The sequence below is a fragment of the Halorubrum aethiopicum genome (genome assembly GCF_001542905.1).
Lineage (GTDB): Archaea > Halobacteriota > Halobacteria > Halobacteriales > Haloferacaceae > Halorubrum > Halorubrum aethiopicum.
In genome coordinates this window covers 478,099-499,514 of record NZ_LOAJ01000001.1, presented here as the reverse complement: position 1 = coordinate 499,514, position 21,416 = coordinate 478,099, and the positions used below count along the sequence as shown (strand labels likewise).

Genomic DNA, 21,416 nt, shown 5'->3' with positions numbered 1-21,416 from the left:
CGCGAGGGGCCGAACGAGTGACCGGACCGCGTCGCCTACGACGCGAGCGGCGAGGAGCTGGAGACGTACGCCGCGAAGTCGGAGGTGGTGATGATCCCGATGGGCGTCCCCTCGTCGTCGACGACCGGGACGTGGTGGAACCCGTGGTCGATCATGGTGGCGGCGACCGCGGAGACGGCGTCCTGTGCGTCCGCCGTGATCGGGTCCGAGGTCATGTAGCGTTCGACCGTCGTCTCGGCTTTGGGCTGGCTCTTCGCGACGATCTCGACGAAGTCGGTGGTGGTGAGGATCCCGACCAGCCGGCCGTCCTCGACGACGAGCGCGGAGCTGATGTCGTTGTCGAGCAGGACGGCCGCGGCGTCCTCGACGAGCGTGTCAGGGGTCACGGTGTGGAGGTCGGTCGTCATCAGCCGGGCGACGAAGACGTCTTCGATTCCGTTCATACCCGTGAATCCCTCCGTTGCCGTATAAGCGTTCTCACGACTGGAGACGGGCGATCGAGTCGAGTCTCGACGGACGCGGTTGTCGTCGAGACGCCCCTTCTTGGATCCGGGTTCGTTCGGAACCGTCGATCGCTGAAGGTTGCTAGTGGTACGGGGGTTTCGTGAGAGAATCTGATGGATAGAAGAGGATCGTTGCTGGCGCGGTGGACACGACTGTCGAGACCCAGTTCAAAGCCCCAGCCGCGAGGACTCGGGGGCCTCGTTGTCGTTCGAAAGGCGCTTCGCGCCTTTCGTGATGACGAGACGCCTCCGGCGTCTCGAACCACGCTCCTCAGTCGCTCGTTTCACTCGCTCCCTGCGGTTCTTACGTCGGCCGCCTTCGCCCTCGCGGCTGCCCCTTTGAGTCCCACCCCGCACAGCCCCGCAACCGCACCTCACGCCTCCCCAGCCTCGCGGTTCGCGCTCTCCGAGCGCTCACCGCGTCCCTCGCGGTCGGGTTCGTGCCCTTCGGGCACTCACCGGCGCGCCACCGCTCGGGCGATCGCTCACTCCTTTGCCCGTCCTGACCGCTCCAGGATAGAACGTATCGCCTGCTGGGTGTTTCAACCGAGCTGCCTCACCGAAATCGGGAGAGCCCCGACTGCCTGCGCGGGCCGTCGCCGTCGGGGTCCGCGACCCACGCCGTCCGCTCGTCGCGGAGGCGGTCGCGGCCGAGCGGCGGCGGGTCGGCGGGGTCGCGTTCGGGACAGCCGGGGCCGCACTCGCGACCCGGATCGACGACGCGGTCGAACCGCTCGCAGTAGGGTCGACCGTCGTCGGTGGCCGTCGCGTGTGCGCACGCCGGCGGCTCCGGTCGCCATCCCTTCCCGTAGGCGCGCTCCGCGATCCGGCGGCGCTTCCGCGCCTTCGCCCCCGGAGAGACGAGCGCGACGTCGGTCCGGAGCGACCGCTCCTCGCGGATCTCGACGCCCGGCGCGTCGGGGTCGAGTGGGATCGGTTCCCGGACCACCTCGCGCTCGCCCGTCTCCGGGTCGAACCGCCAGACGCCGACCGGGTCGGGGATCCGGTTGAGGTGCGCGCGGGTGACGTAGGAGGCGGTCGCGAGCACGACCCGATCGAAGAGCCCGAGCGCGGCGTCGTACCGGAGCTGGGCCGCCAGGTCGCCGGGCGTCCCGAGGTCGGGCTTGTTCTCGATCGCGGTCAGCGACCCGACCCAGTCGTCGGGGTAGCGGGCGGTCGCGCGCACGACCGGCCGCCCGCCGCGGCGCTCGCGCTCGAGGTAGCCGGCCTCGACGGCGGCGTCGGCGACCGCGTTCGCCCGCTCCGGCGGGAGGTCGAACGCGTCGGCGATCGGGACCGCCTCGCCGGGGCCGACGCGCGCCTCGATCGCCGCGTCCGGGATCCGGTCGGGCGTCAGGCCGGTCCGCGCGTCGAAACCCGGCCCCGGCGTCAGCACGCAGACGTCGACGATCCGCGCGCCCGGTCGCGTCACGCCCGCGCCGAGCTGTCGGGCGACCACGCGGTCGGACGACTCGAGGGCCGCACAGAGGGCCAGCTCGAACCGGAACTCCATGTCTGGGGGAGGGTCGCCGAGCGCTAAAGCGCGTCGGCCGGTGGCGGGTTCGACCACGCCCGTCCGCGGCCGAAACCCGTATTCGACGCCGCCTCCTAGCTCGCGTATGCGCCCGGTCACGCGGAACCTCCTCGTCGCGCTCGCGGTGGTCGCGCTCGCGCTGCTGGCGCTGGGCGCGCTGCCGAGCTACCTCGGGAGCGGCGACCCCTACTACCTCACCGCCGAGCCGATCGAGACCGACGAGCCGACCGCGAACGCCACCGGCCTCTCCGAGCGGCGCTACCCGTTCTTGACCGGTGCGATCGCGAGCGACGACGGCCGCTCGGAGCCGTACCTGACGGGCCCGTACGGCATGAAGGAGTGGTTCACCCACACCCCGTTCGACGAGGTGGACGCGCTCGTTCGGCGCGCGCCGGCGGCGAGCACCGACGGCGGCGTTCGCGTCGAGCGCGACGGCGAAACGTATTACGTCGAGGTGACGCAGTCTCCGACATGAGCGACGACGCTCCCGCGGACGACGAGCGCCCCGCGAGCGACCTCCGCGACCTGGCGGCCTTTTCCGACGGGCGGCTCCACTCGCTGCCGGGCGAGCCGGAGTGGCCGGTCCGGGAGGTCGCCGTCGAGTACGACCCCGGCTGGTTCGTCGGGGGATACGACCGGGTCGAACAGCCCGACGGGACGGAGAAGAACTACTACTGGGCGGAGCTCCCGCCCGCGACGGTCGTGGTCGCGGTCGCCGACGACGCGGTCCTGTTCGTCGAGCAGTACCGCCCGACGGTGCGGAACACCCAGCTGGAGCTGCCGGCCGGGATCGTCGAGCCCGGCGAGTCCTACACCGCCGCGGGGGCCCGCGAGCTCGCCGAGGAGACGGGCTTTTCCCCCTCGTCGACGACGCTGCTCCAGGAGGTGTGGTGTTCGACCGGCGTGTTGCGACACCGGCGGGGGTACGTGTTCGCGGAGGGACTGGAGCCGGTCGACGTCGACCACGACAGCAATGAATTCCTCGTCCCGCGGACCGTGCCGATCGACGAGGCGCTCGCGATCGCGCGCGAGACGCCGACGAACGACGCGACGCTGGAGGGGTTGCTGTTGGCCGAACACGACGGGATGTTGGAGTAGCGGATCGTCGTCGTGGGTCGGGCGAGCGGGTCGGGCGTCGTTGCCGACGCGGTGACGGCCGCCGAGGTCCCGACCGCGGACGGCTCTACGACCGCACCTCACGCCTCCCCAGCCTCGGCGGGCGGACCGTCGCGGGCACGCCGCTCCGGGCCGCCGCCTCCAGCGAGAATCGGAGATTCTCCGGCAGCCGGCGCGTCGCGCCGGCGACCTCGCGCGGGCTCCTCGCGCCCGTCGGGCGCTCGGAGGCGCGCGCCGACCGCGATACGATCGCTTCGATCGGGTGTCGGTCATCAATCTGCCACACTGATAGATATAAAGTCGACGAACGTCCAGTTCGATGCGGGAACGGGGAGCTATTAGTCGTCTCGGCCCCACCCTTCCTCCATGAGCCAGACGCCGGAGCAGTCAGTGTTGCTGTCGGAGGATCCCCCGATCGACCTGCGGCTCTCGGAGGCGGAACTGGAGGAGGCGCGCGAGCGGATCGTCTCGTTCATCGCCGACCTCGTCGACGACGCGGGCGCTGAGGGGGCCGTTCTCGGGCTCTCGGGCGGCATCGACTCCACGCTTACCGCCCACCTCGCGGTCGAGGCGCTCGGCGAGGACGGGCTCCACGGGATCACGATGCCCTCCGAGGTGAACGACCCGGACGTGATGAGCGACGCCGAGCGGGTGGCTCACGACCTCGGCATCGAGTACGACGTGGTGGAGATCCAGCCCATCGCGGAGTCCTTCTTCGCGGCGTTCCCCGAGGCCGCCGAGGACCGGACGGCGGCGGGAAACGTGTACGTCCGGACCCGCGCGGTCCTGAACTACCTCGTCGCCAACGCGGAGGACCGGGTGGTGCTCGGGACGGGCAACCGCGCGGAGGCGATGACGGGCTACTTCACGAAGTACGGCGACCAGGCCGTCGACTGTAACCCGATCGGCAACCTCTACAAACAGCAGGTGCGCCAGCTCGCCGCCCACGTCGGCGTCCCCCGCGACCTCGTGATGCAGGAGCCGACCGCCGGGATGTGGGAGGGACAGACCGACGCCGAGGAGATGGGCCTCGACTACGACGCGGTCGACGCGATCCTCGCGGTCCACGTCGACGGCGGGCTCTCGCGGGCGGCGACGGTTCGAGAACTGGATCTCCCCGAGGAGGCCGTCGATCGGGTCGTCGAGCTGTACGAGCGAAGCGCGCACAAGCGGTCGATGCCGCCCGCACCGGAGCGGTAACGGGTCGGCGGACGGTTCGCGGGTCGGTCGGCGGTCGATCCGGCGACGGATACGCCTCTCGGCGGACGGGTACGCCTCTCCGACGGTCAGGCGTCGTGGGCCCGTTCCTTCGCGACCTCCGCGATCCCGGCGTTCGCCGAGCAGTTCGGACACGCGTGTATCCGGCCGCGAGCGTCCGCGAACACCCGGACGAACCGTTCGGAGACGTGCGCCTGACAGTGCTCACACGTCGGCATGGTGTGGCGAGGTATCGTGGGTCATGTTCGGTACACGTTCCCTTGGGTCCGGAGACTCAAGACGGCTTTCCGAATTCCGTCCCAAATTCGACCCGGATCGGTCGGCGCGGTCGCGCGAGTGGTCGAAGACGGCCCCGGACGCGCGCTCAGAAGTCGCGGAGCGCCTCGAGGACCTCGTACGCGGAGCCATCGTCGATGGCCGCGCGCGCCGCCTCGAGGCCCTCCTCGATCGAGTCCGCGTCCTCGCGGGCGTAGATCCGCAGCGCCGCGTTGACCGCGACCGCGTCGGCGAACGCCCCGTCGCGCTCGCCCGCCAGGACTTCCTCGGTGACGGCGGCCGACTCGGCGGCGACGTCGTCGACGGCGAGGTCCGCCTCTTCGAGGTCCATCCCGTACTCGGCGGTCTCGATCTCGAAGTCGTCGAAGGACGCGCCGTCGCTGCCGGCGTCGTCGCCCTCCGCGTCCCACTCGGCGACCTTGGTGTACCCCGGCCGCACGTCGTCGTACCCCTCCATTCCCTGGAACATCAGGACGCGGTCGAGGTCGTGGAACTCGCTCGCGACGAACGTGTCGACCACCTTCTTCGCGAACGCGAGGTGGTAGAAGGAGCCGAGGTGGACCGACGCGCCGGCGGGGTTCGCGAGCGTCTCGATAGTGTTGACGAACGTCCGGACGCCCATCATGTCGCGGCGCTCGAACAGCTCGTCGATCGCGGGGTTGAACGCGGGCTGGTAGTAGAAGCCGAATCCGGTCTCGTCGACCATGTCGGCCGAATCCGAGGGCGTCAACTCGGTGTGGACGCCCAGCTCGTCGAGGACGTGTTTGTACGCGTCCTGCTTCTGGGTGGGGACGCGGTCGCCGGAGTGGACGACGACGGGCGTGCCCGCCGCGGCCGCGACCGCCCCGGCCGCGACGCCTAAGATCGCGGTCCGGCCCTTTCCGTCGTAGTTCGCGCCGCAGTCGACCGGGTCACAGTCGGGCTCCGCGTACTCGACGCGCTCGCACATGACGTCGACGTACGCGCCGAGCTCCTCCGGGGTGTTCCGCTTCCAGCGGTTCGCGAGCCAGAACGCCCCGAGCGTCGTCGGGTCGGGCTCGCCCGCGAGGATGCGCTCGAACGCCTCCGTCGCCTGCGCACGCGTCAGGTCGTCCGCCGACTTGTGCCCGGAGCCGCAGACCTCGGTCATCAGCCGTTTGAGGGGCCACTCGCCGAACTCCTGGGTCGCCTGAGCCATACGCGCCGTTCGGGTTCTCGAACGAAAAGCCTCCCGCTCGACTCCCACGCGACGGGAACGGCGGGCGGAGCGGGAGCCCGATGCGAGCGGGGAAGCGGCTCCCGACTCCCGGCGCGCCCGAGCCGACCCGACGCTCGCCGGAGCGGGTCTCGGCGACTCCATGACACCCGATCACATACCAGAACGGATCGAATGGGCTCTTTTGAGAGTATTTATGTGGTATTTCGACAGAATATGTGTTTAGAGATACTACACCAGGGCGAAAAATGCGTTAGAACTATATGTGCGTCCAGACAGTAGGCGATCGTACCCGATGACGTCCAAATCCGTGGCGACCGCACTCACGCTGTATCGCTCCCGCACGCTGACGCTCGAGCAGGCCGCCACCGTCGGCGGCTGCTCGACGGCACAGCTCGAGGAGAGCGCGCGGGCGTTCGCGCCGGCCTCCGCCGAGACCCCCGCCGACGACTGACGCGCTCCGGTTCCCACGATCGAAGCGACGGCCGCGCTCCGAAACCCGTAGATACGCGCGGCCCCTGGTAACCGCCAATGAGTCTGGACGCCGGCTGGCGGGCCGACCTCGACGCGGTCGACGCCGTCCTCATCGACGACTACCAGAGCGGCTTCCCCGTCGAGGCGCGCCCGTTCGAGCGCGTTGCGGAGGAGATCGCGGCCGAGACGGGCGTCGACGTCGACGGCGACGAGGTCCTCGAGCGCGTCCGCGACCTCCACGAGCGCGGCGTGTTCCGGCGGTTCGGCGCGGTGCTCAACCCGCCCGTCATCGGCTCCTCGACGCTGGCGGCGGTCCGGGCCCCCGAAGAGCGGTTCGACGAGATAGCCGAGGTGATAAACGGCTACCGGCAGGTGAACCACAACTACCGCCGGGACCACGAGTGGAACCAGTGGTTCGTCGTCACCGCCGGCTCCCGCGAGAAGCGCGACGCGATCCTCGCGGAGATCGAGGAGCGCACCGGCTGTGCGGTGTTGAACCTCCCGATGCTCACGGACTACTACATCGATCTGGAGTTCCCCGTGGTGAACGGCGACCGGTTCGCCAGAGAGTCGCTGGAACGGACGGACGTGTCGGCGACTCGTATCTCCGAGGACGCTCGCGGCGATCTCACCCGACTCGAGGCCGACCTCCTCGTCGCGATCCAGGACGGCTTCCCGCTGTCGGCGACTCCCTACGCCGACGTGGCGAGCGAGATCGGCGCCGACCTCGACGACGTGCTCGCGGCGGTCGAGCGCCTGCTCGCCGACGGCTGTATCAAGCGGATCGGCTGCGTCGTCAACCACGTCGTCACCGGATTCACGAACAACTGTATGGTCGTCTGGGACGTTCCCGAGGACGAACTCGACGCCCGCGGCGAGGCCGTCGGAAGCCTCCCGTACGTCACGCTCTGTTACCACCGACCTCGCCGACCCGAGCAGGGGTGGGAGTACGACCTGTTCACGATGATCCACGGCCGCGAGGCCGAGGCGGTCGACGCGAAGATCGACGAGCTCGCGGCGGAGTACCTCCCGTTCGAGCACGAACGCCTCTACTCGACGGAGACGCTGAAACAGACCGGCGCGCGCTACGACGAACTCGTCGCGGACGAGAGTACGGACTGACCCGCGACACGAGAGGTTATCCCCGAAGCCGCGGCCACCACCTCCGTGGTCTGAACGAGGCCCGGAACGGGGGACGGGTGCGCGGCGGTCGTTCCGGGGGAGGAGAGGCGCCGCCTGCCCGCCATCGGAACCGCCGAGCGACCGGTTCGCTACAGTCGCTCGCGGAGCCGCCGGGCGGTCGTGTCGCCGACGCCGTCGACGTCGGTGAGGTCCTCGAGGGAGGCCTCGCGGACGTTCTCGACGGATCCGAACCGCCGGAGCAGCCCCTTTCGCGTCTCCGGACCGACGCCGGGGACGTCGTCGAGCACCGTCTTCACCTCGTCGCGGACGGTCTGGTGGTACTGGACGGCGAAGCGGTGCGCCTCGTCGCGGACGCGCTGGAGGAGGTGGAGCTCCGGGGCGTCGTCGGGCCACCGCAACGGGCCGTCCGGCGTCACCACCAGCTCCTCGGCCTTCGCTAAGGCGATCGCCGGCACGTCCCAGCCGACCTCGGCGAGCGCGTCGCGAGCCGCGCCGAGCTGCCCCTCGCCGCCGTCGATCAGCAGCAGGTCGGGGTCCGGACGGCCGTCGCGGTCCTCGATCGCTCGGGTCGCGCGCCAGCGGACCAGCTCCCGCATGTTGGCGTAGTCGTCGTTGCGGTCGGTGAGCTTCTTTCGGCGGTACTCGCCCGTCCGCGCGCTCCCGTCGACGAAACAGACGTTCGAGCCGACGACGGCGGTCCCGGACGCGTGGCTCACGTCGAACCCCTCGATCCGCGCCGGGCGGTCGATCCCGAGCCGGTCGGCGAGCGCGCCGACCGGGTCGTCGCGGCCGCCGCGTTTCCGGGCGTTCTTCAACGCGAGTTCGACGAGCTTCGCCTCCCGGCCGGCACCGGGGACCCGGACCGAGACGCCCTCGCGTTCGAGCCACTCGGTCACGTCGGGGTCGGTCGGCCGCTCCGCCAGGAGGACCGCGTCCGGGAACTCGCGCTCGGCGTAGTACTGGGTGAGAAACGCTGAGAGCACCGCCGCCGGCGTGTGCGCGTCGGCGGTGACGGCTCCGTCGCCGTCGCTGTCGACGTCGCCGTCGATCCCTCCACCCTCCGCGTCGCCGCCGACCGCCGCCGCCACCGTCGGCGTGTCGAGCCGGTGGCGGCTCCGGTCGACGAGCTGACCGCGCTCGCTGTGGAGGCGCGCGACGCGGGCGGTATCGCCCTCGATCGCGGCGGCGAGCACGTCGACGGTGCGGTCGTCCGAGCGGTCGCTCACCGCCTCGCCACCCTCGCCGTGGAACGCCTCGACGGCCTCCAACCGGTCGCGCAGGTTCGCGGCGCGCTCGAACTCGGCGCTCTCGGCGGCCGCCTCCATTCGGCGGCGGAGCGGGTCGGCGAGCGCGCCGGTCTCCCCCTCGAAGAAGCGCCGGGCGGCGGCGACGTCCTCGGCGTAGCTCTCGGGATCGATCTCGCCGGTACAGGGGGCCGAGCAGATCCCCATCTCGTAGTCGAGACAGGGGCGGTCGCGGTTCGCGTACTTGTGGTCCGAACAGCCGCGGAGCCGGTACTCGTCGCGGATCGCCTTGAGTATCGTCTCGACGCGGCCCACGTCGGTGAACGGGCCGTACGCGACCGCGCCCTCCTCGGGATCGCGGGTCACCTCGATCCGCGGGACCTCGTGGTCGGAGAACGCGACCAGCGGATAGGACTTGTCGTCCTTCAGCCGGACGTTGTACCGCGGTCGGAGCCGTTTTATCAGATTGGCCTCGAGCAGCAGGGCCTGGGTCTCCGTGTCGGTGACGGCGAACTCGACCCGGTCGGCCCGCTCGACCATGCCGCGGATCCGGGCGGACCGCGGGTCGGCGTACGACCGGACGCGGTCACGGAGGTCGACCGCCTTGCCGACGTACAGGGTCGTCTCGCCGGACCGGAACTGGTACACGCCGGGTTCCGTCGGGAGGTCGTCCGCGCGGGCCCTCACGGCGTCGGCGTCCATCGATGACACGTAGCCGACGGACGCGCTTGAACGCTGCGGGCGGGATCCGCGTTCGACGACGGTGAGTATCAGATCTGGTTCTCCGGGGATCGATCTTATAAGGGACGTTCGGAGAGGTCCGGACGAACATGACGGGCTTTCGAGGGCTCATCCGGCGCGCGTTCGGACGGGGGCGCGACACGCGGTCGGTCCCCGACGGCGGCGTCGTCGCCGACGGGTCGTCGGGCGGAGGACTCCCGGAAGAGGACGGGGGCGGGTCCGGGAAACGAGCGGACGATCGACGCGCCGTCGCCGACGAGGACGGCGTCGACCGCGCGAGTACGCTCGCGAGCGCCGGCTTCGAGCAGGTGTTCAACGCGACTGGCGTCCCGACGTTCGTCCTCGACTGTGAGGGCGCCGTCGCCGAGTGGAACGAGTCGATCGCCGCGCTCACCGGCGTGGACCGCGAGGACGCGATCGGTCACGGCCACGTCTCCGAGCTGTTCTACCCGGACGGCCGCCGCGCCGACACGCTCGCCGACAAGGTGCTCGACGCGCCGGCCGACGCGGACGAGGCGTACGACGTCGAGCGCTGTGAGTCGACCCGGAACCGCTACCGCGACGCCAGCACGATGGTGGATCGCCACGGCGACGAGCGCCACATCGAGTTCACGGCGACGCCGCTGTACGGCGACGACGGCGAGCTCGTGGGGGTCACGGAGGTCGTCATCGACCGGACGGAGAACGTCGAGGGGCGCGCGGCGACCGCGGCGCTGGTCTCCGAGATCAGGGAGACGGCCGAGGCGATCGGCGAGGGGGATCTGGACGCTCGAATCACTCGGCAGGCATCCTTCGAGCGGCTCGACGACGACCTGCTCCGGGTCGTGGACGCGGTCAACGGGATGGCCGCGAACCTCGAGACCCTCTCCGAGAGCGTCCACGAGCAGGCCCGCGAGATCGACGACACCGTCGAGGAGGCGAGCGAGGCGGCCGACGAGATCGCGACGAACGTCGACGAACAGACCGAGCTGTTGGAGGAGGGCGTCGCGGAGATGCAGTCCTTCTCGGCGGGCATGGAGGAGGTCGCCGCCACTGCCGACCAGGTCGACGCGGCGGCCTCGAACGCCAGGGCGGCCGCGGAGGAGGGACTCGACGCCAGCAGCGACGCCCGCGAGGCCACGGAGGACGTGGTGGAGATCGGCGACGAGCTGGTCGACAGCGTCGGCGCGCTCTCGGACCGCATGGACGACATCGAGGAGGTGATCGAGGTGATCTCGGAGGTCGCAGAACAGACCAACCTGCTGGCGCTCAACGCCAACATCGAGGCCGCGCGCGCCGGCGAGGACGGCAACGGCTTCGCGGTGGTCGCAGAAGAGGTGAAGAAACTGGCCGACGAGACCCGCGGGCACACCGAGGCGATCACGGAGAGCCTCGCCGAACTCCAGGCGCAGTCGGCGGAGACGTCGGCGGCCGTCGAGCGCTCACACGAGCGCATCGAGGACGCGGGCGCGGAGATCGAGACGGTCCTCGACTCGCTTTCGGAGATCGCCGACGCGGTCGACGAGGCGGCGGACGGGGTCGCCGAGGTGGCGCGGACGACGGACGACCAGGCGGCGACGGTCGAGGAGCTCACCGCGACGCTCGAGAGCGTCCGCGACCGCTCCGATCGGACGGCCTCGGCGACGGACCGGATCGTCGACGCGACGGACGACCAGGAGGACGCGGTGGCGGAGCTGATCGACCGCGTCGAGCGGCTCGACGCCGCCCGCTGATCGCGGGACGCGCCTCGCCGAACGGCCGATTGAGTTCCGATCTCGGAGCCGTCGAAACGCGCCCCGCCGAACGTTTAACCCCGCCCAGCCCCCAGATCTCGTATGTCCGTCACGCCGCCCGGACCGATCGGGGACCCCCTCTTCGGCAACGGCCGCCAGTTCGCCGACGACCCCTTCTCGTTCATGCGCGCCTGCGCCGACAGCTACGGCGACGTCGTGCGCTTCGACCTCGGGCCGCGCGAGACGTACCTGCTCACGAACCCCGCCGACATCGAGCGCGTACTCGTCTCCGAGGCCGACCGCTACCGGAAGCCCCAGTTCGGCGACGACGCGATGGACCGGCTGCTCGGCCAGGGACTGCTCATGAGCGAGGGCGACACGTGGCGACGCCAGCGGACCCTCGCGAATCCCTCGTTTCACAGCCGGCGGATCGGCGCGCTCGCGGGGACGATGGTCGATCACACGGAGTCACAGATCGCGGAGTGGGAGGACGGCGAGGTCGTCGACGTCCAGCTCGAGATCGCGCGGCTCACCGTCCGTATCATCGTCTCCGCGATGTTCGGCGCGGACGTCACCGACGAGGAGGTTCGAACGGTCCAGGAGAGCCTGGAGCCGCTCGGCGCGCGGTTCGAGCCGGACCCGCGCCGCTTCCTGATCCCGAACTGGGTGCCGACCCGCGAGAACCGCGAGTTCGACGACGCCGTCGCCACCCTCGAGTCGGTGATCGACGGGATCGTCGAGCGCCGACGGGGCACCGAGCGCGACCCCGCCGTCGACCCGGCCGGCCCCGAGGGCGTCGCCGTGGCGGGTCCGTCGGGCGACTCGGAGGGCGACCTGCCGATGGACCTCCTGTCGGTCCTCCTCCGCGCGCGAGACCGCGGCGAGCAGACCGACGAGAACCTGCGCGACGAGCTGGTGACGATGCTTCTGGCCGGCCACGACACGACCGCGCTCGCGTTGACGTACACGTTCTACCTCCTCTCGAAACACCCCGAGGCGAGAGCCCGCGTGGAACGGGAGGCGGCGGCCGCGACCGAGTCGGGCCTGCCGGACGCCGGGGACGCCAGGGAGATGACGTTCACGGACCGGGTGCTCTCGGAGTCGATGCGGCTGTACCCGCCGGTCTACACGCTGTTTCGCGAGCCGAAACTCGACGTGAAGATCGACGGCTACCGGATCCCCGAGGGCTCCGCGCTGATGTGTTCACAGTGGGTGGTTCACCGCTCGCCGCGGTGGTACGACGACCCGGACGCGTTCGACCCGAGCCGATGGATGCCCGAGCGCCGGAGCGCACGCCCGCGGTTCGCGTACTTCCCGTTCGGCGGCGGGCCGCGCCACTGTATCGGGAAGGCGTTCTCGCTGCTCGAGGCGAAACTCATCCTCGCGTGCGTCTGTTCGCGCTACGAACTCGAGTACGAGGGGCCCGACCTCTCGCTTCGGGGGTCGCTGACGATGCATCCGGACCACCCGGTGCCGATGCGGATCCGCGAGCGGTGAGCGAGATCGTGTAGTAGGGACACGACGCGGTGGCGCGCCGGTGAGCGCCCGAAGGGCGCGAACCCGATCGCGAGGGACGCTGCGAACGAAGTGAGCAGCGAGGTTGGGGAGGTGTGAGGTGCGGGACGGTCGCGGTCGGGTGGGATTCAAAGGGGCAGTCGCGAGGCGGGCGCAGGCGACGCAAGCACCGGAAGGAGCGAACGGAGTGAGTGACTGAGGAGCACAGCGAGCGTGCGCCCGCCTCGCGACTGGGGCTTTGGCGGTGTTCACCGCGCCGGAAATGATACTTGCCGAGTAGATAACATTTCTCAACGACCTCTCCTTCCGCTCCATCTCACTCCCTACAACTCGATCGTCGCGGCGACCTCGCGGAACTCGGGGTCGTAGAGGTCGAGCGCGTGGACCCGCCACCGGATCGGGTCGAACTCGCCGACGGCGTCGACCATTCGTTTCACGTCGGCCACCCCTCCGCCCCGCGCGAGCGTGACGTGCGAGACGTACGCGTCGCCCTCGATCCCGTCGACCGCGCCGAAGACCGCACACAGCCGTCGATGGAGCCGGACGAGCGCCTCGCTCTCGACGGCGAGGTAGACGACCGGGCCGGACCCGGCCGCGGGCGAATCGAACGCGTCGATCCCGCCCACCTCGACCGCGAACGGGGGCGTTCCGGCGAGGGGTCGTCGGAGCCGGTCGCGGAGGGTCTCGAGCGCCGCCGGCCGCGGCGGGGGATCGTCACCGTCGATCCCCACCGACACGTCGTCGACGCCGAACCGCTTACACACCAGGGTGTGCCGGTTGCGGACCCGATCGAACCCCGACAGTTTCGGCTGGAGATCGTCGGCGAGACGCCCCACTGCGGGCGGGAGCGGGACGTTGAGGCTGAACACTGGCTCGGACCGGTCAGATGCGGTCGGCGAGCCGTAAGGCGATCAGGACGACGATGACGACGACGATCAGCGTCGGGAGGGCGTCGAGCAGCGCGAACGTCAGGTCCAGCACCGTTCCGAGGATCTCCAGGAGAAGCCACACGACGGCGAGTCCGAGAACGATCTTCAGGAGGTCGTCGACGTCGATCTCGGCGCGGGTCATGTGGACGGGAACGTCCGGGCCGGCCAAAAGCCCACCGGAGGCGAGCGGCGTCGATCGGATTCCGCTTCGGCCGCCGATCAGGCGCTTAAAGACCCCTGCCGGACCAACGGTGGACATGAGCCTGGTCGCGTTCGACTTCGACGGCACGCTCTCCGACTCAGAGATGACGGTGCTGCTCGCCGAACGGGCGGGCGTCGCCGACGAGGTCGCCGAGATCACGGAGCGGGCGATGAACGACGAGATCAGCTACGCGGAGAGCCTCTACAGCCGGGCGGAGCTGCTCGGCGGGCTCGACGAGGCCGCCGCGAGCGAGGCGTTCGACGCGGTCCGGATCCGGCCGGGCGCGGCGCGGCTGATCGCCCGCCTGCGGGCCGACGGCCACCACGTCGCGGTGCTCACCGGCGGCTTCGAGCGCGGCGTCGAGCGCGCGCTCGAGCGCGAGGGCGTCGAGGTGGACACGATACTCGCCAACCGGCTGCCGATGGCGGACGGGAAACTCACCGGCGAGGCCGAGGGCCCCCTCATCGAGGGGACGAAGGACGACGCGCTGGAGGATCTGGCCGCGGATCTCGGCGTTCCGATGGCGTCCACGGTCGCGGTCGGCGACGGCGCGAACGACCTCCCGATGCTCGAGGTCGCGGGGCTCTCGGTCGGGTTCGTTCCGAAGCCGGCGGTCAGGCCGGCGTGTGACGCGGTGGTCGCCTCGATGTACCGGCTCGGGAAGGTACTGGAGGGACACGGCGTGTTGTCGGAATCGGAGTGAGTGCCGGAATCGGAGTGAGTCTCGTCGTTTCGATAATCGGGACCCATGCTTGATTAGGATCGCCCCGGAGGATCCTCCATGCTCGTTTCCGGTCGGGTGGTCCCGTGATCCCCACGCCGACGTATCTGCAGTTCCACCTCGTCTTCAGTCTCCCCGCGCTCGCGGCGCTGTGGGCGCTCGCGCCGCGGTACTCGGGGAGTCGCCGCCGTGCGGCAGCGGGGATCGCGGTGCTCGTCGGCATCGCGTACGCGTACACGACGCCGTGGATCGCCTACATGATCCGCCGCGGGGCGTGGTCGTACGCCGACGGCGCGGTGCTCGTCCGGGCGCTGTCGATCCCGCTCGGGGAGTACCTCTTCTTTACGATCCAGACGCTTCTCGTCGCGTTCGCGCTCCACCGGATCGGCTTCGATCCGACCTATCGCGAGGGCGACCTCGACCGTCGTCCGCGGGTCGCGGGCGTCCTCGTCGGGGTCGCCGCGCTCGTCGTCGGCCTGTGGCTCGTCTCGCTCGACGCGTCGTTCCTCTATCTCGGCGGGCTCCTCGCGTGGGTCGGGCCCGTGATCGCGCTCCAGTGGGCGGTCGGCGGCGGCCGCCTCGCCCGCGCGCCCCGGCCGTGGCTCGCGGCGACGTTCCTCCCGGCGGCGTACCTCTGGGTCGCCGACCGGGTCGCGATCGGATTGGGAACGTGGCGGATCGCCCCGGAGTTCACCACCGGCGTGGCCGTCCTCGGGCTCCCGATCGAGGAGGCGTGCTTCTTCGTCGCCGCCGGGCTGATGGCCGCGAACGGGCTCGTCCTGTTCGAGTGGGTGCTCGACCGGAACGACCGCCGGATCGCGGCCGCGCGAGAGCGCCACGGCGACGCGATCGATCGCACCCTTGGAGCGATCGACCCGCTCGAACCGACCGAATCGATCGACCCGCTCGAACCCGCCGAACCGCTCGACCCGCTCGAACCGCTTGAACCGACCGATACGGGCGTCGATCCCGCCGATCTCGACTCCGGTCGATGACCGGTCTCGACACGACCGACTCCGTGGCCGACGCCCCAACCGACTCCCGAAGCGACGGCCGCACCGCTCGATCCCTCGTCGACCGCTGGTTCGCGCGATACCCAGCGGTCGCGCTGGCGGTGCTGCTCCCGCTCGGGGCCGTCACCCCCCTGTTTCCGGTCGAGGTCGGCGTCGCCGCCTTCGCGCTCGGCACGCTTGTCGTCGGGATGGCCCACGGCGCGGTCGACCACCTCGTGCCGCTGCGGGCGGCCGTCGGGGAAGGAGCGGCGGGCGGCGTGTCGCTCCGGCGGTCGGTGGCGGCCGTCTCGGTCGTCTACGCGGTCCTCGGCGGCGCGGTCGTCGTCGCGTTCTTTCTCGCGCCCGTCGCCGCGTTCGTCGGGTTCGTCGGGCTCACGTGGCTCCACTGGGGACAGGGCGACGTGGCCGCGCTCGCGGTCGCCGGCGTCGACCACCTCCCGACCTCGGCCGAACGGGCGCTGACGCTCGTCGTCCGCGGCGGGCTCCCGATGGCGGTTCCGTTGGTGAGTCATCCCGGGGAGTACCGGCTAGTCGCCGAGTGGGTCGTCGGACTGTTCGTCGCCGACTCGACCGCCGCGTCCGCCGCCGTCGACCCGCTCTTCGCGCCGCCGACGCGGCTCACGGTCGGCGCGGTCATGGTGGGCGCGACGTTGCTGTCGCTGGGGCTCGGCTACCGCCGCGTACGGGCCGGCGCGCGGCGGCAGGGCTGGTTCCGGGACGCCGGCGAGACGGCGGTCCTGTGGGCGTGGTTCCTGCTCGCCGCCCCGGTCTTCGCGATCGGCGTCTACTTCGCCGCCTGGCACTCGCTGCGCCACGTCGGGCGGCTGCTGTTGATCGACCCGGACGCCGTCTCGGCTCTCGCGGACGACGCGAGGGGCGTCCGGCGCGCGCTCTTCGGGTTCGCTCGCGACGCCGCGCCGCTCACGCTCGGCGGATTTCTGGTGGTCGGCGGCGTGGGACTCGCGGTCCCCTCGGGCGTCGCCGGGGCCGGCGACGTCCTCGCGGTCTCGCTCGTCGCCATCGCGGCGCTGACGCTCCCCCACGTCGTCGTCGTCGCGTGGCTCGACGCGCGGGAGGGGGTGTGGCGGCCGGGGTCGTGAACCGGTCCCGTCCCGTTCGGTCCCCTCCCGGCTACGGGATCCCCCCGTCGGGACACGTGCTCTGCCCGAACGCGACGCCCGGATCGGCGTCGAGCACGAGGGTGACGCGGGGCTCGTAGGCCGCCTCCGTGCCCGTACAGTCCGGCACGTAGTGGTAGTGGTACGTCGCCTCCTCGATCCCGACGCCGACCTCGATCCGACACGGCCGTGCCGGCGCGACCCCGTCCGAACGCCACCGGTCGTCCCCGACCGCGTCCGCCGGGATCTCGGCGGTCTCCCGGTGGAGGAGCCCCTCGCTCCGATCCGTGGCGTCCGAGCGCACGATCTCGATCAGCAGCTCGACGGGCTCGCTCCGGTAGTTCTCGACGATCAGGCTCAGATCCGGAGACGACCCGAACGGGGTCGTACAGCCCGCGAGTCCGGTCGCGGCCGCCGTTCCGGCGAGCCGAACGGCATCCCTCCGCTTCATGCGTCGCCGTTCGATGGGAGGCCTTCAAAAGCCGGCGGAGGCCGGATCGACCGCCGAAGCCTACGTCTCCCACCCCGGCGTCGCCGGCGCACCGGCGTCGTCCTCCAGGTCGCGGACCAGCGCTTCGCGGTCGTCCGCGTCGAGGTCGGCGACGACGCCGTCGTCTCCGGCTCGCCCCGACCACTCGCGAATCGCCCGCCCCGCCCAGGAGTCGGCCTCCCTGGCCCGATCCCGCGCCTCGGCCATGCGGTCGCGGTCGACGGAGAGCGATCCCGGTCGGGAGCCGGCGGCGGCCCCGACGAACCGGGCCCGGTCGGCGGCGGTCGTCCCGCCGTCGCGGATCCGCGCGACCGCGCCCGCGAGGTCGTCCGGGTCGGGGTACGCGAAGACGGTCGAGCCCAGCGCCTGTGGGCCGAACGCCGGCGCGGGGAGGTCCACCGGCGGGTCGTCGTCGAGGAGGCGCTCGCCGCCGCCGGCCGCCTCGACGCGCTCGCACTCGGTCTCGGCGTCGAGCGCGAGGTTGTGACCGGGGTACGCCGAACAGGTCCGGGGGTACGCGTCGTCGTCGTGGATCCGGCACTGGAGGGTGAGCGGGTCGAGGAAGACGCAGGAATCGAGCCATCTCGGCTCGTCGGTCCCGATCGGCGCGACCGGCTTCGGCGGCTTCCGCAGCCCGATCACGAACGCCGGACTGCCGTCGACCGTGGCGAGGTCGATCCCGTCGATCCGGACGCGGTCGTCGCCCTCCGCGGGTTCGAAGAGGCGGGGCGTCATCACGTCGCCGAGCCCGCGGTCGAGGAATTCGACCACTTCGTCGCGGGTGAGCGGCGCGAGGTCGTAGACGTCGTCGAGCGGCGGGCGGCGACCCGCGCGGTCGGAGCCGGCGGCCTCGGGCGCGAGCGGCCGCCAGTCGACACAGCAGCCGGCACACCCCTCACAGCGGAGCTTCATCTCGTTCGTGCGAACGGCTCGCACGCCTAAAACGGATCGGGCGGGTTCGACTCGGCGGCGTCGAAGCCGCGACAGCGACCGGAACGCGGCTCAGTTGACGCCTTCGGAGATGCGTACCGCGCCGTTGATGATCTCGACGACGATCGTCTCGTTCGGGTCGTCGGAGACGCGAACCGTGGCGGTCCTCGGCTCCCCGTCGTCGACGGCGGCCGTGACGGCGTACTCGCCGGCCGCGAGCAGGTTCACCGAACTCCCCGACTGGTCGGAGAGCAGGTGGTACTCCGCGCGGTGACACACCTCGTCGTCGCGGCGGATCGCGATCCGAACGTCGTGTTCGGTCCGGCGGTCGTGGTTGCGGACGTGGAGGTCCTCGCTCTCGAGCCGCCAGCGGGTGCTGGCGTCGGTCGTCGACGGTGCGTGGAGGCGGTCTGACGGGGACGGTCGGCCCATACGCGTCGGTTCGGTCGACGGGAGCATGAGGGCCCCGATGGCTGAAACGCGTCTTTGAGCGACCGATCGTCGGCGACCGGCGCGTCGCGAACGCGGGAGGCGGTCGGGGTGACGAGACGCTACAGTTCTCCCTTCGTGCTCGGCGTGTCGCTCCGGCGGCCGTCGATCCGCGTCGCGTCGTCGAGCGCGCGAGCGAGCGCCTTGAACAGCGCCTCGACCTCGTGGTGGGCGTTCTCGCCCGTCTCGACCGCGGCGTGGAGCGTGAGTCCGGCGTTCTGTGCCAGAGAGAGCGCGAAGTGGTCGGCCATGACGCTCGTGAACTCCCCGACCCGCTCCTGGGAGAACTCGCCGGAGAAGTCGTAGTACGGCCGTCCCGCCACGTCGACGACGACGCTCGCGACCGCCTCGTCGAGGGGCACTCGGCGGTCGGCGTACCGCCGGATTCCACGCTTGTCGCCGAGCGCCTCGTCGAACGCCTCGCCGAGACAGATCGCCACGTCCTCGACGGTGTGGTGGTCGTCGATGTGGGTGTCGCCGTCACAGCGGACGGTGAGATCGAAGAGGCCGTGTTTCGCGAACGATTCGAGCATGTGGTCGTAAAAGCCGATCCCGGTGTCCACCTCGCTCTCCCCGTCGCCGTCGACCGCGAGGGTCAGGTCGATCGCCGTCTCGGCCGTCTCGCGGGAGACCGCCGCGGTCCGGTCGTGCTCGCTCATACCGGACCGTCGGCGGGGGCTCGTAAGGAGGTTGCGGGTGGGTCGCCGTTCCGCCGACCGCCGAACTCAGGCCTCGTCGGCCGCGGCCTGCGCCTCCCGGAGCGTGAACCGACCCTCGTAGAGGGCGGTGCCGACCACGACGGCGGCCGCGCCGGCCCGCTTCAGCGCGACCACGTCGTCGACGGTCGCGACGCCGCCGGAGGCGATCACGGGGATCTCGACCGCCTCGACAACGCTCTCGACCGCCTCGCGGTCGATCCCCTCCAGCCGCCCCTCCACGTCGACGTTCGTGAAGAGGATCGCGCCCGCGCCGAGCTCCTCGTAGCGCGCGGCGGCCTCGGCGGGGTCGAGCCCGGTCCCCTCCGTCCACCCGGAGACGACGACCTCGCCCTCCTTCGCGTCGAGACTGACGACGACGCTCCCCGGGTGCGTCTCGTCGATCTCGGCGACGATCTCCGGGGTCTCGACCGCGGCGGTGCCCACGATGACGCGGTCGATGCCGGCGTCCAGCAGGCCGCGGGCGTCCGCGGCGGTCCGGATCCCCCCGCCGAGCTGGAGCCCGACCCCCTCGTCGACGGTGTCGACGACCGCCTCGATCGCGGCGGCGTTCTCGCGCTCGCCCTCGAACGCCCCGTCGAGGTCGACGAGGTGGAGGGTCTCGGCCCCCTCGTCGATCCAGCGCGACGCCGCCTCGACCGGGTCGCCGTAGCGTTTGCCCGTGCCGCGCTCGCCGCCGACCAGCTGGACGACGGAGCCGTCCTGGACGTCGACCGCGGGGATCACCTCGAACTCGGGGAAGCCGCTCATACCGGATCACGGTCGCGGCGTCGATTAAACGGGTCGGTTGCGACCGTGCTCGACGACGCGCTCGCCGCGGCCGACGGCGACACGGATCCCTTATGTAACCACCCAGTACAACAACCAAGTAATGACCGACGAGACGACGGAGACGGACGCGATCGACCGGAGACACACGCGGCGGCGGTTCCTCGCGCTCGGCGGCGCGGCGGGCGTGGCGGGGCTCGCCGGCTGTAGCGCGGAGCGAACGGGCGACGGCGGCTCCGATGGCTCGGGGAGCGCCGACGGAAACGGGGAGGAAAGCGACGGCGGGAACGGGGACGACGGAGGCAACGGCGACGGAAGCGGCGACGACGGCAGCGAGGACGGCGAGGACGAGACGCCGACGCTGACGGTCGCGACCTACGGCGCGTTCATCGACGCGCCCTCCGTGAGTCCCGGCGAGTGGCTCAAAGAGGAGTTCGAGTCGCGCGTCGACGCCGAGTTGGAGTGGGCGACGCCCGACAACGAGGTGAACTACTACGTCGAGCGCGCGGCCTCCGGCGCGTCGATCGACGCCGACCTCTACGTCGGGCTCACCGCGGAGGACCTGGTCCGGGTCGACGAGGAGGTCGACGGCGACCTCTTCTCCCCCGCCGGCGAGATCGAGGGAAGCGACGCGATCCGTGACGGACTCCGGTTCGACCCGTTCGAGCGCGCGGTCCCGTTCGACACCGGCTACGTCAGCCTCGTGTACGACGGCACCGAGACGGAGGCTCCCGAGACGTTCGAGGGGCTGCTCGCGGAGGAACACCGCGGAGATCTCATCGCGCAGAACCCGGGCGGCTCCTCGACGGGCCGCGCGTTCATGTTGCACACGGTCGCCCGGTTCGGCGACGGCGAGGACGGGAGCGTCGAGGGCGGCGACGGCGACCCGGACTACGACTACCTCGACTTCTGGGCGGAGCTCCAGGAGAACGACGTCCGCGTGTTGGGCTCGTGGGAGGACGCGTACAACGCCTGGAACGCGGAGGGGGAGGCCCCGATGGTGGTGTCGTACTCCACCGACCAGGTGTTCGCGGACATGGAGGGGGCGAACCTCGAGGAACATCAGATCCGCTTCCTGAACGACCAGGCGTACGCGACCCCCGAGGGGATGGCGGTGTTCGCCGACGCCGACGAGCCCGACCTCGCCCGCGAGTTCATGTCCTTCATGCTCGAACCCGCGGTCCAGGGGGAGATAGCCCAGCGCAACGTGGCGTTCCCCGCGACCGACACCGCGGAGCTGCCCGACGACTACGCCGAGCTGGCCCAGGAGCCCGCCGAGCCGGTCACGTTCACGTACGACCAGCTCCAAGGGTCGCTCGACGGATGGATCACCGCGTGGGAACGCCAGTACGCGAGCAACTGACCTCGG

23 protein-coding genes are annotated in these 21,416 nt (G+C 71.1%); 11 read left to right on the top strand and 12 right to left on the bottom strand.

Going from position 1 to position 21,416, the window contains the following annotated elements; all coding sequences use genetic code 11:
- Positions 1 to 35 precede the first annotated feature (35 nt).
- Both AXA68_RS02440 and AXA68_RS02435 read right to left on the bottom strand, forming a co-directional pair.
- A complete protein-coding gene (locus AXA68_RS02440; RefSeq protein WP_066412341.1) occupies positions 36 to 443 on the bottom strand; it encodes a CBS domain-containing protein in 408 nt (135 codons plus the stop codon).
- A gap of 616 nt (positions 444 to 1,059) precedes the next feature.
- The gene (locus AXA68_RS02435) at positions 1,060 to 2,016 is read right to left on the bottom strand and encodes a DUF5787 family protein (protein ID WP_066412339.1); all 957 of its coding nucleotides are present in this window, start codon (positions 2,014 to 2,016) and stop codon (positions 1,060 to 1,062) included.
- A gap of 106 nt (positions 2,017 to 2,122) precedes the next feature.
- Between AXA68_RS02435 and AXA68_RS02430 the strand changes: the two genes are divergently transcribed.
- The 3 genes from AXA68_RS02430 to AXA68_RS02415 all read left to right on the top strand — a co-directional run bounded on the left by AXA68_RS02430 (position 2,123) and on the right by AXA68_RS02415 (position 4,353).
- The gene (locus AXA68_RS02430; RefSeq protein ID WP_066412337.1) at positions 2,123 to 2,512 is read left to right on the top strand and encodes a hypothetical protein; all 390 of its coding nucleotides are present in this window, start codon (positions 2,123 to 2,125) and stop codon (positions 2,510 to 2,512) included.
- Positions 2,509 to 3,135: an NUDIX hydrolase gene (locus AXA68_RS02425; protein ID WP_066412335.1), complete on the top strand. Its 627-nt coding sequence runs from the start codon at positions 2,509 to 2,511 to the stop codon at positions 3,133 to 3,135. The genes AXA68_RS02430 and AXA68_RS02425 overlap by 4 nt, the downstream gene beginning before the upstream one ends.
- A gap of 384 nt (positions 3,136 to 3,519) precedes the next feature.
- Positions 3,520 to 4,353: an NAD+ synthase gene (locus AXA68_RS02415; RefSeq protein WP_066412331.1), complete on the top strand. Its 834-nt coding sequence runs from the start codon at positions 3,520 to 3,522 to the stop codon at positions 4,351 to 4,353.
- A gap of 86 nt (positions 4,354 to 4,439) precedes the next feature.
- Here AXA68_RS02415 and AXA68_RS17015 read toward each other — a convergent pair whose 3' ends face one another.
- Both AXA68_RS17015 and AXA68_RS02410 read right to left on the bottom strand, forming a co-directional pair.
- Complete coding sequence (locus tag AXA68_RS17015) at positions 4,440 to 4,589, bottom strand: DUF7563 family protein (RefSeq protein ID WP_179234045.1); 150 nt, start codon at positions 4,587 to 4,589, stop codon at positions 4,440 to 4,442.
- 146 nt (positions 4,590 to 4,735) lie between these two features.
- On the bottom strand, positions 4,736 to 5,824 hold the full coding sequence (locus AXA68_RS02410) for an anthranilate phosphoribosyltransferase (RefSeq protein ID WP_066412329.1): 1,089 nt from the start codon (positions 5,822 to 5,824) through the stop codon (positions 4,736 to 4,738).
- Between the two features lie 313 nt (positions 5,825 to 6,137).
- Between AXA68_RS02410 and AXA68_RS17010 the strand changes: the two genes are divergently transcribed.
- Positions 6,138 to 6,296 carry a DUF7317 family protein gene (locus AXA68_RS17010; RefSeq protein WP_198530011.1) on the top strand — a complete coding sequence of 53 codons (159 nt, stop codon included), beginning with the start codon at positions 6,138 to 6,140 and terminating at the stop codon, positions 6,294 to 6,296.
- 77 nt (positions 6,297 to 6,373) lie between these two features.
- A complete protein-coding gene (gene ahbB / locus AXA68_RS02405; protein WP_066412327.1) occupies positions 6,374 to 7,438 on the top strand; it encodes a siroheme decarboxylase subunit beta in 1,065 nt (354 codons plus the stop codon).
- A 149-nt stretch (positions 7,439 to 7,587) separates the two neighbouring features.
- On the opposite strand, the gene AXA68_RS02400 is transcribed toward ahbB, so the two are convergent.
- Positions 7,588 to 9,405: an excinuclease ABC subunit C gene (locus AXA68_RS02400; RefSeq protein ID WP_066412324.1), complete on the bottom strand. Its 1,818-nt coding sequence runs from the start codon at positions 9,403 to 9,405 to the stop codon at positions 7,588 to 7,590.
- Between the two features lie 128 nt (positions 9,406 to 9,533).
- On the opposite strand from AXA68_RS02400, the gene AXA68_RS02395 reads away from it, so the two are divergent.
- Together AXA68_RS02395 and AXA68_RS02390 are read left to right on the top strand one after the other, a co-directional pair.
- The gene (locus AXA68_RS02395) at positions 9,534 to 11,156 is read left to right on the top strand and encodes a methyl-accepting chemotaxis protein (RefSeq protein WP_066412318.1); all 1,623 of its coding nucleotides are present in this window, start codon (positions 9,534 to 9,536) and stop codon (positions 11,154 to 11,156) included.
- Between the two features lie 102 nt (positions 11,157 to 11,258).
- The gene (locus AXA68_RS02390) at positions 11,259 to 12,653 is read left to right on the top strand and encodes a cytochrome P450 (protein WP_066412315.1); all 1,395 of its coding nucleotides are present in this window, start codon (positions 11,259 to 11,261) and stop codon (positions 12,651 to 12,653) included.
- Between the two features lie 341 nt (positions 12,654 to 12,994).
- On the opposite strand, the gene AXA68_RS02385 is transcribed toward AXA68_RS02390, so the two are convergent.
- Both AXA68_RS02385 and AXA68_RS02380 read right to left on the bottom strand, forming a co-directional pair.
- Positions 12,995 to 13,540, bottom strand: a complete 546-nt coding sequence (locus tag AXA68_RS02385; protein ID WP_066412312.1) for a 2'-5' RNA ligase family protein — start codon at positions 13,538 to 13,540, stop codon at positions 12,995 to 12,997.
- A gap of 13 nt (positions 13,541 to 13,553) precedes the next feature.
- The gene (locus AXA68_RS02380; RefSeq protein ID WP_066412311.1) at positions 13,554 to 13,742 is read right to left on the bottom strand and encodes a DUF7554 family protein; all 189 of its coding nucleotides are present in this window, start codon (positions 13,740 to 13,742) and stop codon (positions 13,554 to 13,556) included.
- A gap of 115 nt (positions 13,743 to 13,857) precedes the next feature.
- On the opposite strand from AXA68_RS02380, the gene serB reads away from it, so the two are divergent.
- The 3 genes from serB to AXA68_RS02365 all read left to right on the top strand — a co-directional run bounded on the left by serB (position 13,858) and on the right by AXA68_RS02365 (position 16,636).
- Positions 13,858 to 14,505: a phosphoserine phosphatase SerB gene (gene serB / locus AXA68_RS02375; RefSeq protein WP_066412309.1), complete on the top strand. Its 648-nt coding sequence runs from the start codon at positions 13,858 to 13,860 to the stop codon at positions 14,503 to 14,505.
- Between the two features lie 104 nt (positions 14,506 to 14,609).
- Complete coding sequence (locus AXA68_RS02370; protein ID WP_066412307.1) at positions 14,610 to 15,518, top strand: lycopene cyclase domain-containing protein; 909 nt, start codon at positions 14,610 to 14,612, stop codon at positions 15,516 to 15,518.
- Positions 15,515 to 16,636, top strand: coding sequence for a Brp/Blh family beta-carotene 15,15'-dioxygenase (locus AXA68_RS02365; protein ID WP_066412305.1), 1,122 nt, complete (start codon positions 15,515 to 15,517; stop codon positions 16,634 to 16,636). Before AXA68_RS02370 ends, AXA68_RS02365 begins: the two co-directional genes overlap by 4 nt.
- A gap of 31 nt (positions 16,637 to 16,667) precedes the next feature.
- Here AXA68_RS02365 and AXA68_RS02360 read toward each other — a convergent pair whose 3' ends face one another.
- From AXA68_RS02360 to hisA, 5 genes are all read right to left on the bottom strand, one after another.
- Positions 16,668 to 17,105: a hypothetical protein gene (locus AXA68_RS02360; RefSeq protein WP_066412303.1), complete on the bottom strand. Its 438-nt coding sequence runs from the start codon at positions 17,103 to 17,105 to the stop codon at positions 16,668 to 16,670.
- A gap of 60 nt (positions 17,106 to 17,165) precedes the next feature.
- Positions 17,166 to 18,056 carry a YkgJ family cysteine cluster protein gene (locus AXA68_RS02355; protein ID WP_066412300.1) on the bottom strand — a complete coding sequence of 297 codons (891 nt, stop codon included), beginning with the start codon at positions 18,054 to 18,056 and terminating at the stop codon, positions 17,166 to 17,168.
- A gap of 90 nt (positions 18,057 to 18,146) precedes the next feature.
- Positions 18,147 to 18,506 (bottom strand): hypothetical protein, encoded by a 360-nt coding sequence (locus tag AXA68_RS02350; protein WP_066412297.1) that lies wholly within the window; start codon positions 18,504 to 18,506, stop codon positions 18,147 to 18,149.
- A 119-nt stretch (positions 18,507 to 18,625) separates the two neighbouring features.
- Positions 18,626 to 19,222 (bottom strand): imidazoleglycerol-phosphate dehydratase HisB, encoded by a 597-nt coding sequence (hisB, locus tag AXA68_RS02345; protein WP_066412294.1) that lies wholly within the window; start codon positions 19,220 to 19,222, stop codon positions 18,626 to 18,628.
- A 66-nt stretch (positions 19,223 to 19,288) separates the two neighbouring features.
- Entirely contained in the window at positions 19,289 to 20,029 is a 741-nt protein-coding gene (hisA, locus tag AXA68_RS02340) for a 1-(5-phosphoribosyl)-5-[(5-phosphoribosylamino)methylideneamino]imidazole-4-carboxamide isomerase (protein WP_066412291.1), read from the bottom strand.
- 121 nt (positions 20,030 to 20,150) lie between these two features.
- Here hisA and AXA68_RS02335 point away from each other — a divergent pair, with 121 nt between their 5' ends.
- A complete protein-coding gene (locus tag AXA68_RS02335) occupies positions 20,151 to 21,410 on the top strand; it encodes a thiamine ABC transporter substrate-binding protein (RefSeq protein WP_066412289.1) in 1,260 nt (419 codons plus the stop codon).
- Positions 21,411 to 21,416 lie beyond the last annotated feature (6 nt).